This is a genomic window from Moraxella sp. K23 (assembly GCF_041154765.1).
Taxonomy (GTDB): domain Bacteria; phylum Pseudomonadota; class Gammaproteobacteria; order Pseudomonadales; family Moraxellaceae; genus Faucicola; species Faucicola tetraodonis.
In genome coordinates this window covers 1,599,534-1,613,242 of sequence record NZ_AP031595.1, presented here as the reverse complement: position 1 = coordinate 1,613,242, position 13,709 = coordinate 1,599,534, and the positions used below count along the sequence as shown (strand labels likewise).

11 protein-coding genes are annotated in these 13,709 nt (G+C 44.1%); 7 read left to right on the top strand and 4 right to left on the bottom strand.

The genetic code is table 11. From position 1 onward, the window contains the following. The first annotated feature begins 3 nt into the window (after positions 1-3). The 3 genes from nuoM to ACAM37_RS07075 all read left to right on the top strand — a co-directional run bounded on the left by nuoM (position 4) and on the right by ACAM37_RS07075 (position 4,044). Positions 4-1,590, top strand: a complete 1,587-nt coding sequence (gene nuoM, locus ACAM37_RS07085) for an NADH-quinone oxidoreductase subunit M (protein ID WP_007115478.1) — start codon at positions 4-6, stop codon at positions 1,588-1,590. Then, positions 1,591-3,111 (top strand): NADH-quinone oxidoreductase subunit N, encoded by a 1,521-nt coding sequence (locus ACAM37_RS07080; protein WP_369625855.1) that lies wholly within the window; start codon positions 1,591-1,593, stop codon positions 3,109-3,111. It abuts the gene before it with no gap. Between the two features lie 93 nt (positions 3,112-3,204). Further along, the gene (locus ACAM37_RS07075) at positions 3,205-4,044 is read left to right on the top strand and encodes a ferredoxin--NADP reductase (RefSeq protein WP_369625854.1); all 840 of its coding nucleotides are present in this window, start codon (positions 3,205-3,207) and stop codon (positions 4,042-4,044) included. 88 nt (positions 4,045-4,132) lie between these two features. On the opposite strand, the gene ACAM37_RS07070 is transcribed toward ACAM37_RS07075, so the two are convergent. Then, positions 4,133-4,849: a hypothetical protein gene (locus ACAM37_RS07070; RefSeq protein ID WP_369625853.1), complete on the bottom strand. Its 717-nt coding sequence runs from the start codon at positions 4,847-4,849 to the stop codon at positions 4,133-4,135. A gap of 359 nt (positions 4,850-5,208) precedes the next feature. On the opposite strand from ACAM37_RS07070, the gene ACAM37_RS07065 reads away from it, so the two are divergent. The 4 genes from ACAM37_RS07065 (at position 5,209) to ACAM37_RS07050 (ending at position 8,653) form a co-directional block, all read left to right on the top strand. Then, positions 5,209-6,078 (top strand): energy transducer TonB, encoded by an 870-nt coding sequence (locus ACAM37_RS07065; RefSeq protein ID WP_369625852.1) that lies wholly within the window; start codon positions 5,209-5,211, stop codon positions 6,076-6,078. 30 nt (positions 6,079-6,108) lie between these two features. After that, entirely contained in the window at positions 6,109-6,813 is a 705-nt protein-coding gene (locus ACAM37_RS07060; protein ID WP_369625851.1) for an HAD family hydrolase, read from the top strand. Between the two features lie 101 nt (positions 6,814-6,914). Next, positions 6,915-8,010, top strand: a protein-coding gene (gene prfB / locus ACAM37_RS07055; protein ID WP_099807750.1) for a peptide chain release factor 2 whose coding sequence is annotated in 2 segments (ribosomal slippage) — positions 6,915-6,986 and positions 6,988-8,010 — 1,095 coding nt in all. Because the reading frame shifts where the segments join, the coding sequence is not laid out codon by codon here. A gap of 106 nt (positions 8,011-8,116) precedes the next feature. Beyond that, complete coding sequence (locus ACAM37_RS07050; RefSeq protein ID WP_060994748.1) at positions 8,117-8,653, top strand: gamma carbonic anhydrase family protein; 537 nt, start codon at positions 8,117-8,119, stop codon at positions 8,651-8,653. 96 nt (positions 8,654-8,749) lie between these two features. Here the strand turns inward: ACAM37_RS07050 and ACAM37_RS07045 are convergent, their stop codons facing one another. The 3 genes from ACAM37_RS07045 to asd form a co-directional block, all read right to left on the bottom strand. Further along, positions 8,750-10,429 carry a hypothetical protein gene (locus tag ACAM37_RS07045; protein WP_369625850.1) on the bottom strand — a complete coding sequence of 560 codons (1,680 nt, stop codon included), beginning with the start codon at positions 10,427-10,429 and terminating at the stop codon, positions 8,750-8,752. A gap of 157 nt (positions 10,430-10,586) precedes the next feature. Next, positions 10,587-12,041: a type IV pilus assembly protein FimV gene (locus tag ACAM37_RS07040; protein ID WP_369625849.1), complete on the bottom strand. Its 1,455-nt coding sequence runs from the start codon at positions 12,039-12,041 to the stop codon at positions 10,587-10,589. A 442-nt stretch (positions 12,042-12,483) separates the two neighbouring features. After that, positions 12,484-13,626: an aspartate-semialdehyde dehydrogenase gene (gene asd, locus ACAM37_RS07035; RefSeq protein WP_060994751.1), complete on the bottom strand. Its 1,143-nt coding sequence runs from the start codon at positions 13,624-13,626 to the stop codon at positions 12,484-12,486. Positions 13,627-13,709: the final 83 nt, after the last annotated feature.

Here is a 13,709-nt window from a genome sequence, read left to right as displayed (position 1 = left end):
GTTATGCAAAATAATCTCTTATTACCCGCCTTGATATTTATTCCAATCATTGCAGGTTTTCTGTGCTGGTTGGTTGAAAAAGTTGATGAACGTTTACCTCGTTGGATTGCGTTCCTTGGCATGCTATTAACGTTTTTGATTACGGTAGCTATTTGGCAAAACGGTAACTTTATTGGTTCAGCACAAACCATTGCTGAGGTGACTGCTAAACCGACTTGGTTGGCAGAGTTTCAATTACCTTGGATGCCCTCATTGGGGGTCAGTTTCCATCTAGCCATTGATGGGTTATCGCTGTTGATGGTGAGCCTAACAGCCTTCTTAGGTATGATGGCGGTGGCGTGTTCATGGGGTGAGATTACTCGCCGTGTGGGCTTCTTCCATCTTAATCTACTTTGGAGCTTGGGCGGTGTTATTGGTGTTTTCCTAGCAATCGATATGTTCTTGTTCTTCTTCTTTTGGGAGATGATGTTAGTTCCTATTTATTTCTTGATTGCAATCTGGGGACACAATGCGATTGGCGGTAAAACCAAAGAATATGCCGCAACCAAATTCTTTATTTATACCCAAGCATCGGGTCTGATTATGTTGATTGGTATTTTGATTTTGGTGATGATTCATGCATCAACCACAGGTCAAATAACTTTTAACTATATGGACTTGCTAGGTACAGATCTTGGCAAATGGCAATACCCAATCATGCTGATGTTCTTTATTGGCTTTGCGGTTAAATTACCAATTTTCCCACTGCATGGCTGGTTACCCGATGCGCACGCACAAGCACCGACTGCAGGCTCGGTGGATTTGGCTGGTATTTTGATTAAAACTGCGGCGTATGGTTTATTGCGGTTTGTCCTACCACTATTCCCAGAAGCCAGTGCTCAGTTTGCACCGATTGCGATTACTTTGGGGGGTATTGGTATTTTCTACGGGGCTTGGCTTGCGTTTATGCAGCAAGATATCAAGCGGTTACTGGCTTATACCAGTATTTCACATATGGGTTTTGTGGTACTTGCGTTGTATGCCGGTACGTTAATTAGTTTCCAAGGCTTGATGATTCAAATGTTGGCACATGGTCTTAGCTCAGCGGCATTATTTATCATGAGTGGTCAGCTTTATGAGCGTCTACATACCCGTGATTTGAGCCAAATGGGTGGTATGTGGGGTCAAATGCGTTATTACCCACCGTTACTTATGTTCTTTGCCGCGGCATTATTAGGTATTCCAGGTACCGGTAACTTTATTGGGGAGTTCTTAATTCTGTTAGGTTCTTTTGCCTCGCATCCTGTGGCAGTGGTGTTTGCTACCTTTAGCTTAGTCGTTGCCGGTTTATACGCATTAATTATGATTTATAAAGCATTATTTGGTACGCCAACAGCGACGATTGAGAAAATGTCACCGATGCGTGATATCAATGCGCGTGAAGCGGCAATCTTGTTGGTGCTTGGGTTTGGTTTATTATGGTTAGGTCTATATCCCCAATCATTCTTAGATACCTCTGACCATAGTATGCACTGGATTAGTCAGGCATATCATGTCCAGCAAGTTGCACCTACTGCTCAAGAGCCATTTGCTCATATGGAGGTAAAATAGATGAATCCTATTATTCCATTTGCTAGCAATGTGCTCATGCCATTGTTTCCAATGATTTTAATTTCAATCACCACGGTGGTGGTGATGATTGCCATCGCCATGAAGCGTTCAAATTTTGTGGCAGGTACCATCAGTGTGATTGGCCTTAATGCCGCCTTGTTTGTTGTCCTTATACAATTATTGGGTGGCAATCCTGATAGCATGTTGCATGGTCTGTATGAATTATTTACGCCATCGCAAGGCTTGATTGCTCCCTTATTTGTAGTGGATAGCTTTGCCCAGTTCAATATGGTGATTATTTTAATCAGCTCGCTTGCGTGCTTTACCTTGGCGTATGGTTACATTGGAGGCTATCGCGATAATAAAGAAGAGTTGTATTTGCTACTGCTTATCTCAACATTGGGCGCGCTGTTTATGGTATGCGCTGATAACTTAGCTTCTTTCTTTGTCAGCTTAGAGTTATTGTCGGTACCGCTATATGGTATGTTGGCTTATACTTATGCGCGTGGTAAATCGTTAGAAGCGGGTTTTAAATACCTCATTTTATCGGCGACAGCCTCTGCTACCATGTTGATGGGTATGGCATTAATCTACTCAAACACAGGTACTTTATCCTTCCGTCAAATTGGTATGGCAATCGTACCCATGTTTCAAAATGGTATGATTATGCCGATTTTGGTGGTGGGGACTGCATTAATGTTATTTGGTATTGCCTTTAAACTCTCAGCAGTACCATTCCATACTTGGACGCCAGACGTTTACCAAGGTGCGCCTGCGCCTGTGGCGACTTTCTTAGGCAGTGTTTCCAAGGTAGCTATGATGGCATTAGGGTTACGTTTTTTACTGTCTACGGCAACCTTAGCCTTGCCAGCAATCAATACCTTGATTGTGGTGATTGCCAGCTTATCGATGATTATCGGTAACGTACTGGCGCTTCGTCAGCACAATATAAAACGTCTGTTAGCTTATTCATCCATTGCGCATATCGGCTATGTGTTAGCCATCGTCAGCGCCGTAAAAGTTGAATCGGCAGGTTTTGTCAGCCTTTACATGGCAGTGTATGCGTTTACCACCATTGGTGCGTTCGGTGTCGTGACTATCATGTCAAGCCCGTATAAACGTCAAGGTGAAGCAGAGTTAGTTGAAAACTTCCAAGGTATTTTTTGGCAACGTCCTGTACTGACCGCTGTATTGACCGTGATGCTATTATCATTGGCAGGTATTCCATTGACCGCCGGGTTTATCAGCAAATTCTTTGCGATTTTTGCTACCGTTTCTGCGCAAAGTTGGTGGCTCACTGCCATGATTATCGTGGGTAGTGCAATTAGCTTGTATTACTATCTAAATCTTATGGTCACCTTGTTTAGACGTCCCCAAGAAGTACAGCCGCACGATGCGGTCAATCATTGGGGTATTCAAGCAGGCGGCATCATGGTGTTGTTGGTGACGTTAGCGGTATTGTACTTCGGTATTTTCCCCGAAACGTTATCAAAAATTATCACGCTAGTTCGCATATATTAATCCAATTTTAGTACTGCGAATAAAAAAGCGTATCTTAGCTCATTAAGGTACGCTTTTTTGTTTATAATGATGCAAAAAAATGGTCAAAATAACATGTCAGATGATAAAAGTATTCGCGTTAAAGTGATTGAAGTGACTCGTTGGGCGCCCACCTTGCTAAGTTTTAAAGTCACGCGCCCCGATGGCTTTAAATTTACCGCAGGGCAATTTGTTAGGCTCGGTATCCATGGCAAAGATTTACAATATTTTGCAAACAACCATGAGACCAAGTTAATAACTTCTGAGACGCAAGATAAGCCCATTGACCTTGATGGCTATGTGTTTCGCGCGTATTCCGTCGCATCTTCGCCCTATGATGAATTTATTGAATTTTTCTCGGTGGTCATTCCTGAGGGGGAATTCACCAGTAAGGTTAATCATATCCAAGTGGGCGATAGTTTATTGCTTAATACCACGCCATTTGGCTACTTGACCTTAGCCCGCTACCAGTTACCCCTGCCCAATGATTTATGGTTACTGGCAACAGGCACAGGTTTAGCCCCATTTTTATCGATTTTAAAGACCATCGAGGTATGGCAGCAATATCAGCGCATTATTTTGGTGTACAGCGCACGCACCTCGCAAGAGCTGGCTTATCAAGCGGAGATTGACGCGATTAAGTCAATCTATGGCGACAATGGAGCAGCGTTTGTATTTTTGCCCATTGTCACGCGAGAAGCGGATTATGCGGGGGAAAAAGCGCGGATTCCCAATCTGATATTGTCGGGCAAGTTAACCGAGTTGGTAGGGCAGAAACTGGATAAAGAGCGCAGTCACGTGATGCTATGTGGTAACCCGCAAATGGTCGAAGATACCAAAGAAGCGTTAAAATCGATTGGATTGACCATGAATCGGCGCGGTGAAGGTAATATCGCCGTTGAAAACTATTGGTAAGCACCTCGTTAATTGGCAAAGCACAATCGGTAAAAAATCAGTAGAGCAAAAGCGGTAAAGGATGAGGTTTGATACCGATGAAAAAATTCTAAGCCGCTTTAGTTGCGTTTGCTGTTATTGCAGGATTATCCGCTTCAGTAATTAATTGGTCACTACTACCTATATTGAGAATTTCACCGACGTTGGCATTGGCTCTCAGCAGTAGTTGCTGTTCAGCAAGATAACCGTGATTAACTTGCACCTTGCGCAGCGTCGCCATGATTTTTTCGTTTTTCTTCAGCCAGCGACCAATATCGAGATACAAGATATCATCTTTTTGGTGCACCAAATTGATTTTCTCCAAAATCATGCCGAGCGGGTCTTTCTTTAACACCCGTTTAAAAAACCAAAGCGCTACATGAATCGCTTTTGATTTCACATAGGAATCTGAATACAAGCCAATGACATCAGTGTCAGTCAATTGCTGAAATACCAAGCGCTGGCGATAACGGTCAAATTGGGCATGTACCACACCTAAATTGACAGCAAGGTCAGCGTAGATGCCTTTATAGTTAACCGTTGCATACAGTCGAAGCCAGCCTTCATGAATCTCTAGATGCATGGCCAATATCGCTTTGACCTTTGCCACCACAAATTTTTGAATGGCATCGTTTAGCTGCTTTTCGGTGGCGGGCACGATAAACTCTTGACCGGCAAAATCTTCGATTTTCTCATACCACGTTTGCGATTTTTGCATCAGTTCACGTGCGATTTCTTCAGAATGGGTGGCAAAAAATTCATCCAGTTGCGTTTTGCTCGTTATCACGATCGTTTCTCATTTTTTATATTTGTATTGAAAGCTATTATTGTAGTCAGTTTTTGGGCATTGTAAAGTTGCTAATCATAAAGTCATTAATCATAAAGTCGCTGACCCGTCTACAAAAAATCTTGTACCAGTAATTGGTAAACATTGATTGCTACTTATTAATTGCTCACCACTGATTGCTAATGGCGTATGAATTTAGCTTCAGCCAAGGTTTGATTTAATCTATAATATCTGCGCGTTATAATACATGAGTGATTTGTATTTTTTTAGCAAGGTTGTGGAGATAGCGTCGTCATCGTTCAAAGGGTTATATTTTGTTGTATAGCAAAGACAGCCACAGTTATGTTTTTCAAAAGTTAATGCCACATACTACGGCTTGCAAAGACAGCGCCATGCTATTTGCTACCATTATGGCGGTGGCAATTCATGCGGCTGTTATTTTTGGTATACAATTTGAAGATAAAAGCTCACCAACCGCAGCGGTGCAAGAAGTCACCACGGTGTTGACCGAAAATCTGCAAAAGAATGAAAAGGCCGATTTTATCGCCAATGCAGGCCAGCAAGGTGGCGGTGAGTCCAACGAAAAGCTACGGCTTGAAAACAATACCATGAGCCCTTTAGAAGACGAGGCAATCAATGAAACCGATGATATCGTGAGTCAAGAACGCCAAACGCGCCAAGAAGCGTTTCAAGAAAGTTATCTACGTACCACGTTAAGCTTTGAAAAAATCCGCAGAGAAAATAATAATAAAAAACAAGATGATAGCGAAAATCTAGCCGCGCAAGAACAGCGAGTACAGGCACAAATTGCCACCCTTGAAACCAAAATCAGCAGTAACCGCCAATTACTAGCCAAAAAATCTGCGGTCAAAACTATCAGCAGCAACTCCACCACCACGGGTGAAGCCGCGCGCTATATCGAGAATTTTCGCCAACAAGCCTATCATATTGGTAACCAGCAATATCCCCAAGAAGCCCGCGCCAAAGGCATTAAAGGCGATGTCATGCTGATGGTGATTATCGAGCCTAACGGGCAAGTCAAATCTATCAAAGTCTTACAGTCATCAGGCGCTACCATCTTGGATGAAGCAGCAAAAAATTCGGTGCGTAAAGCCGCGCCATTTGGTAAGTTCTCAAAGGAAATGCAAGATTATTTGGAGCTGCGCATTATCCGTACTTGGCGATTTGGTGATACCTTAACCGTTGATGACCAAAACCCCGCAATTTAACTTTTTAATAACTATGATAAAGGCTGTCCTATGTCAACCGTACTACACAAAGAATTGGCGCTATTTGACCTCGATAACACCCTCATTGATACCGATAGTGACTATATGTGGGGCGAGTTTTTGGTCAAACATCATCTGGTAGAAGAAGCGCTGTATCGTGCTAAAAATCGGGAGTTTTATGAGCACTATATCGCAGGAACGCTCGATGCGGTCGTCTATAATGAGTTTGTGGCAGGCTTTTTAAAACAGCATACTTTAGCCCAGTTACATGAATGGCGTGAGCAATATTTGCAAGATGAAATCGCGCCAAAAGTGCGTCCAAAAGCGGTTAACGCTATCCAATCGCATTTACAAGCAGGGCACGATGTGGTAGTGATTTCTGCCACCAATGCCTTTGTGGTCAAAGCGATTGCTAACAAATTATTTTTGGTAGAGGAAGATAATATTTTAGCCACTGAGCTTGAAGTCACCGAGCAGGGGTACACGGGTAAGGTCGCAGGACAGCCAAACTTTAAAGAAGGCAAAATCATTCATTTAAAAAATTGGATTGCTCAAAAAAACGCACAAGGTATTACTTATACCAAAACTTATGCCTATTCGGATTCAAAAAATGATTTGCCGCTATTAGAATGGGCGGATGTAGCGATTGCGGTATGCCCCGATGATACTCTACACGCGCATGCCTTAGCGCATCATTGGGCAGTGGAAGATTGGTCGATGAAAGCACAGGCGTAGTAGGCGACAGCTAAGATTAATGGCGACAGCTAAGATGAATCCAGTGATAGATTCAGGTATAATAGCGCATTTTTCATAGTAACACGTTAAGGTAACCTCGCATGGAAATCAACCCGTATTTAGAGCATATCAAAGACTTAACTGACCGTGGCAACCAGCTTCGGGGGTATCTTTGACATCGAAGCCAAGCAAGAGCGTTTGGAAGAGGTCAATTTAGAGCTTGAAAACCCAGAATTGTGGAACGACCCAGAGCGTGCCACCAAAATCAGTAAAGAAAAATCGCAGCTTGATAATGTCATTGGCGTGATTACCGCTTTAGACGACAAGTTGGAAGACGCCAAAGCCATGATTGACTTAGCGGTGGAAGCCGATGATGCAACGCTATTGGCAGACGTACAAGCGGAACTCGATGAGGCCGAAGCCAAAGTCGCAGATTTAGAATTTAAACGTATGTTTAGCGGTGAGATGGATGGCAACAACTGCTATGTTGATATCCAGTCAGGCTCAGGCGGTACCGAAGCCCAAGACTGGGCAGAGATGCTGCTGCGGATGTATTTACGTTGGTGTGAATCACATGGCTTTAAAGCCGAAATCATGGAACTATCAGCAGGTGGTGTCGCAGGGATTAAAAGCGCATCGATTCATGTCAAAGGTGACTATGCGTTTGGCTGGTTACGTACCGAAATCGGCGTGCATCGTTTGGTGAGAAAATCACCGTTTGATAGCAACAACGGTCGCCACACGTCGTTTGCGGCGGTGTTTGTATCGCCTGAGATTGATGATAATATTGAGATTGATATCAACCCTGCCGATTTACGCATCGATACTTATCGCTCAAGCGGTGCAGGCGGTCAGCACGTTAATACCACCGACTCTGCGGTACGTATCACCCACCAACCGACAGGCATTGTGGTGGCGTGTCAAAATGAACGTAGCCAACATGCCAACAAAGACACGGCAATGAAAATGCTACGCGCCAAACTGTACGAGCGTGAAATGATGCAGCGTATGGAAAAGCAACAAGCGCTAGAAGAAACCAAATCGGATATCGGTTGGGGTAGTCAAATTCGCTCGTATGTGCTCGATGACTCGCGGATTAAGGACTTACGAACAGGGGTGGAAACTTCCAATACCCAAGCGGTGCTAGATGGCGACCTTGATAAATTTATCGAAGCGAGCCTAAAAGCAGGGCTTTGATTTAACTGCGCTGCCTACAATAACCCATTGCTAATTTATCCGCACTTGCTAAAATTAGAGGGTCAATTTTTTAGTTGACACTCTTTTTTTTTCATAAGGATTTGATATGCTGTACCAATGGCAAGACAAAAAACCCACTTATCAGGCACCCTTCACAGGCTGGGTCGCAGACTCCGCTGAAGTCATAGGCGATGTGCATTTAGCTGATAACGTCAGTGTGTGGTTTGGCGCGGTGATACGCGCGGACAATGCGCCGATTTATTTGGGCAAAAATAGTAATGTGCAAGAAAACAGTGTGATACACACCGATGAAGGTATCGCCGTCACCATTGGCGAAGGCGTGACGATTGGGCATTTGGCGATGCTACACGGTTGCACCGTTGGTGATAATAGCTTGATTGGTATCGGTGCGATTGTGCTCAATAATGCCCGAATCGGCAAAAACTGCATTATCGGTGCCAATGCGCTTGTCACCGAAAATATGCAAATCCCAGATAATTCCATCGTGATGGGAAGCCCGGCTAAAGTTGTCAAAACCTTGCCGCAGGCGCGTGAAGTGATGCTTCAACAATCAGCTTTACATTATGTTGAAAAAGCAAATGCCTTTAAAACGGGACTTAAACCCATAGCGATTGAGTATTAAGTTTTTTGCGTATTAAGTTGTTATAAAGTAATTCAAAAAAAATTTGACTAAAAAAAGGATAGTCACTTTACTATCCTTTTTTTATGCAATACATGATTAAGCAATACGTTGTCTCAGCGCTGCCGCACGTTCTACCAACGCCGTGTTGTTGCTGTCTTTGATTTCATCAAGCAAGCGTTTGGCACTGTCATATTCCCCTAAATTCACATACTGTTCTGCCAAATCTACGTTTAGCGTATCCGTGTCGATATCCTTAATGACATCGAGTATCTCTGATAAATCTTCAACAACTGGCGCAGTTGTTAGGCTTGCGTTATCTGCTATCGATGGCGTTTCAGGACTAGCGGTTGGGGTCGTAGTTGTCTGATTAGTTACTTGAGTAGCTGCATCATCAAAAGACAAATCAATCAAGTCGTCCGATGGGGTAGGCTCAGTGACCAAGACATTTGACGTACGGTCTTGGGCTTTGATCGTGTCATCGTCTAGCGCAAAATCAAACATATCATCTGAGATAAGTAGCGAGTCAGGTTGGCTAGGGGCTTTGACTTCTATAGGATCGCTGACTTTGGCCAAGTCAACGACAGGCTCAGCGACTGAGGGGGTAGCAGGCGTGGCTAATGTGGATGCTTCTGTAGTAGCGTCATTGGTTGGAGTAACCGTAACCGCTGGCTCAACGTTCAACTCAAAGTCGAAATCAAAATCATCTGCGAGCTTCTCAGCGCTCGGTGCAGCCGATGGGGTCGTTATCATTGGTTCTACAGCAGTAGCGGCAGGTGTTGATTGCGTCTCTGGTAAACTAAAGTCAAAGTCAAAATCGCTGTCGCTAATAGCATTGTTATTGTTATTGACGTTACTTGCTGACGCGGTTGTAACAGGTTCATCTATCGGCGCAAAAATTTCGGTAGGTGATTCTAGGGCAAGGGCAGCGACAGTCGCAGCGGTCGCGGGCTCTTTGCTAGGTGGATCAAAATCAAAATCGTCAAAAGTGAACTCATTTGATTGTGATTGCGCCGCTGTAGTTTCAGTGGGGAGAGGGGCTATTTTGGTTTCAGGTACATCGAGTGCAAAGTCAAAATCTAACTCGGTATCGGCTTTGCTGCTAATACCATCAACTGGGTTTGCTGGCTGTGCCACTTGAGTGACGGTCGGCCTGACAACATGTAAGGTGCTGTTGATTGCGGGTTTATCACTGTCTTGTTTAAACCCTGGCAAATCAAAATCAAGTCCATCAGGTTCAACCGCTTCAGCGGTATGGGTCATCGCTGTGCTGCGTGCATTTATCGATTGTTCTTCATCTACCAGCGTTTTTAGGTTATTGGCTTGGGTGGTGAGATCAATATCGTTCAGTGCCAATACCTCTAGGTAGAAGCTATTAAAGTGCTGATAATCTTTGGCTAAAGCATAGGTATTGAGCAAGGTAAAATTCAACTCACTATGTGAGGGGTGGTTTTTTAGCGCGCGACGTAACATTGTGGTGGCGCCATCATAGTCTTGGTTTTGAATCAATTGCTCAGCCGCTTGTAACTCATGATGTACATTCTCTGCAGTCTTGAGGGTTTGAGCAGCCTGCAAAGTCGATTGCGGCAGGTTAGGCGCAGCATAGGGGCTTGGATGCTGTGATTGACGTTGCAGTTCTAGTTCGCGTTGCTGCTCAGCCAACGTTTTTGGACGTTTGACTTGGGTCTGAGTATCAACCGTTGTCTGGCTCTTACCTTTTTTCATCAAGAAAACGCCAGCAATAACTACCAAAATCACTACTGCTGCGATACCTATCATTATCGGATCCATCTTTCACCTCATCGTTACGGTAGATAGTTATCATTAGGGCATAGCAAGATATGAGCTACCGCTTTATGCGACTAATGAATCACCACAAATTTGTTGTACGTTATGAAATGACACAGCACGCAGGCAATATCATCCATGCGCTATATTATTTTTTGTTTAACTCTTTTAAGCGTTTTTCTAATTGGGCAAGCTTGGTGTTTTGTATTTTCAAGCGATTTTCCGCGCCTACTAAGTCTTGATTGAGTTTGTTAACTTTAGTGGCTTGCTGGGCGGTGGCTTGGCGTTTTTGCTGCACTTGAGCCGCTACTTGGGATGACATCGCTTTGCCTAATTTGTTGTTGTTGGTACTTTGACCTTGCACTGATCCCTTGGTATGATTAGGTGCGATGATGGTCATTTCAGATTTTTTAGTCGCTGCGTATGGCCGCGGTGTTTTTTGTGCTTTAAGTGTCTTTTTTGTGGTTTTTAGGGTGGCTGGTTTTTTAGCAGCAGATTTTGCTGCGATGACAGATTTTTTGCTTGCGACACGTTTTTTGTTTTGACGATATCGTTGTCGCGCTTTATTGGCCGATTTTATCCCAATTTGTGAAGGGACTACTTTGTATTTTGGGATTTGTAATTGGGTATTGGCGACAAGTTTGGTTGGGTCATTATCGGGGAACGCGGTCGGGTTGGCTGCCATGATATCTGCCATCACTTGATCGACATCTTTGCGGTTTGCCGCTGCGATGTTACTGGCGATGGTCCAAAGGTTGTCATTGCGCTGTAATGTATAAGTGGTTGTTTCGCCAATGATTTGCGGGTTTTTGGCGCTATACTTAAATTTGGATTTGTCTAAAGGTTGATTGCCATAACCAGCTGCTGGGCTTGGTAATTGATTATTTACGGCGTTTGTTTGGATGGGATTTTGCGGTTGTGGCACGGCTGGCGTATAGACAGTGCCATTTGGCTGGACAGTTCGAACCGTTCGCGTCTCTTGGATACGCAGGTAGTCACTGTTTTCGCTAGCTTGCGTCATTGGGGCAGCGCCAGCGGGCATACCAGTTGTAGGTAAATTAGGCAGCTGGTTGATGGTGGTTGATGGTAACATTATCGGCTGCATGGGCATAGGGTCGGGCGACATAACAGGCAACTGCACAGGATTGGCCGAACCTATGACGATGTTTTGCGCAGGTGATTGCAAAGCCGTGGTATTGGCTTGCGTGGTGATTTTTTGTGCGCTGTCGATGGGCATCAACAAGGTTTTTGGCAGCGTTTTGGTTACGCCATTTTCCGTGATATTGAGCACCACATCGGTAAATGGGGCATTAATCGCACGTTTGGTGGTCAATACAATCTGACCGCCATTGCTACTGGTTGGGACAAATTTGATTTGAATATCGGCATCTTTTGACAAGCCTAGCTGGCGATATACATCAGCTTGGGCGACTGTGACAGAAAAAGTTCTTGGATTGATATCACTGACATTAATACTGGCGTTTAAAGGTTGGTTTTGTTGGGTTTGTACATAAGTATCGCCAATATTGACGGCATAAGCGACAATGGGAAGCGATAAGGGAAAACCCAATACCAAGTGTACAGAGTATTTTTGCCAAGACATAAAAAATCCTTGCTGAGGGTATCATAGCCTAGTTAGGGGTGTTAAAAAATGCCTACTTGTGTGGTCGCATGGTAGTCAATATACCGACAGGCAATATTCAAATATCAAATTAATCGATAGTCCAACAACTTGACAAAAGTTTCAGTCAAATTATCTGCTCAACTTTACACTTTTTGTCCAAAACTCTCAATAGTCTGGCTCGCTTATTATTGGCATAAAGCCCGCTGTTGATAGCAATTTGAGCGTGGATTGATGCTTGGATAATGACGCTGTACTATCAATACCCTGACAATACCCTGACAATACCCTGATAAAGGCAATTTCTGTTTACTGGTCATGGCGTTTTTTAGGGGTAAATAACGGATTAACACTATCAGGTTTATCTACTCAGGCATAAAAAAACACGCCTTAACAAGCGTGTTTTTTTTATAAAACCTTGGGTTTATAATTGATTGCGGATAATCGCAAGGGTGCGGCGTAATGGCTCTGCCGCGCCCCATAACAATTGATCGCCCACGGTAAAGGCAGATAAATATTCGCCCCCTAGATTCATCTTGCGAAGACGACCTACGGCAACTTTAAGGGTGCCAGTGACCGCGACTGGGGTTAAACGCTCAACCGATGCAGATTTGTCATTTTCTACCACATCTAGCCACTCATTACCACTGTTACGAAGCGCAGCTTCAATTTCTTCTAGCGGGATGTCTTTTTTTAGTTTGATAGTCAAGCCTTGTGAGTGACAACGCATGGCACCGATACGCACGCAGATACCATCAATCGGCACAATGTTGGCATTCGTCTTGTCTGCATCATTGCCTAAGATTTTGTTGGTTTCAACACAGCCTTTCCACTCTTCTTTTGATTGACCGTTTTCTAGTTGTACATCAATGTAAGGAATTAAGCTACCAGCAAGCGGCGCACCAAAGTATTGTTTTGGGAACTCGCTGCTACGTTGTAATTCGGCTACTTTACGGTCAATCTCTAAAATTGCACCTGCCGGGTTATTGAGTTCGTCTGCGACGCCATCATGGATGTAGCCCATGCCCTTGATAAGCTCACGCATGTTGTTGGCGCCCGCACCACTTGCCGCTTGGTAAGTCATCGCCGATACCCATTCAACCCAATCACGTTTGAACAACTCGCCAATCGCCATCAACATCAAAGATACCGTACAGTTACCACCGATAAAGTCTTTTTGACCATTTTTGATAGCGTCGTCAATGACATTGCGGTTGACCGGGTCTAGGACGATGATGCTATTGTCAGTCATACGTAGGGTGCTTGCTGCATCAATCCAGTAACCTGTCCAGCCTTTATCACGTAGCGGTTGATGGACTTCTTTGGTATAGTCACCGCCTTGACAAGTAATAATGGCATCACAAGCCGCTAAAGCCGCTAAGTCATGCGCATCTTCAAGCTTGCTAGGGGCAATGCCATTTGGGGTAGGGGCATCGCCACCGGCATTACTGGTAGAGAAAAACACGGGGGTAATCCCTTCAAAGTCGTTTTCATCCATCATACGTTGCATTAATACTGAACCGACCATTCCACGCCATCCGACCAAACCTACGCGTAGCTGACTCATGATAACCCTTCCTTACTGTAAACAAAATAAATAGTGCAGAAAATCCACATTGATTTTTCAATTAGTAACCTGTTACCTTGCCT

Coding starts and splice junctions, on each gene's coding strand:
- ACAM37_RS07075 (WP_369625854.1), top strand. CDS start 3,205: ATGTCAGATGATAAAAGTATTCGCGTTAAAGTGATTGAAGTGACTCGT.
- ACAM37_RS07060 (WP_369625851.1), top strand. CDS start 6,109: ATGTCAACCGTACTACACAAAGAATTGGCGCTATTTGACCTCGATAAC.
- ACAM37_RS07065 (WP_369625852.1), top strand. CDS start 5,209: ATGCCACATACTACGGCTTGCAAAGACAGCGCCATGCTATTTGCTACC.
- ACAM37_RS07080 (WP_369625855.1), top strand. CDS start 1,591: ATGAATCCTATTATTCCATTTGCTAGCAATGTGCTCATGCCATTGTTT.
- asd (WP_060994751.1), bottom strand. CDS start 13,626: ATGAGTCAGCTACGCGTAGGTTTGGTCGGATGGCGTGGAATGGTCGGT.
- nuoM (WP_007115478.1), top strand. CDS start 4: ATGCAAAATAATCTCTTATTACCCGCCTTGATATTTATTCCAATCATT.
- ACAM37_RS07040 (WP_369625849.1), bottom strand. CDS start 12,041: ATGTCTTGGCAAAAATACTCTGTACACTTGGTATTGGGTTTTCCCTTA.
- ACAM37_RS07045 (WP_369625850.1), bottom strand. CDS start 10,429: ATGATAGGTATCGCAGCAGTAGTGATTTTGGTAGTTATTGCTGGCGTT.
- ACAM37_RS07050 (WP_060994748.1), top strand. CDS start 8,117: ATGCTGTACCAATGGCAAGACAAAAAACCCACTTATCAGGCACCCTTC.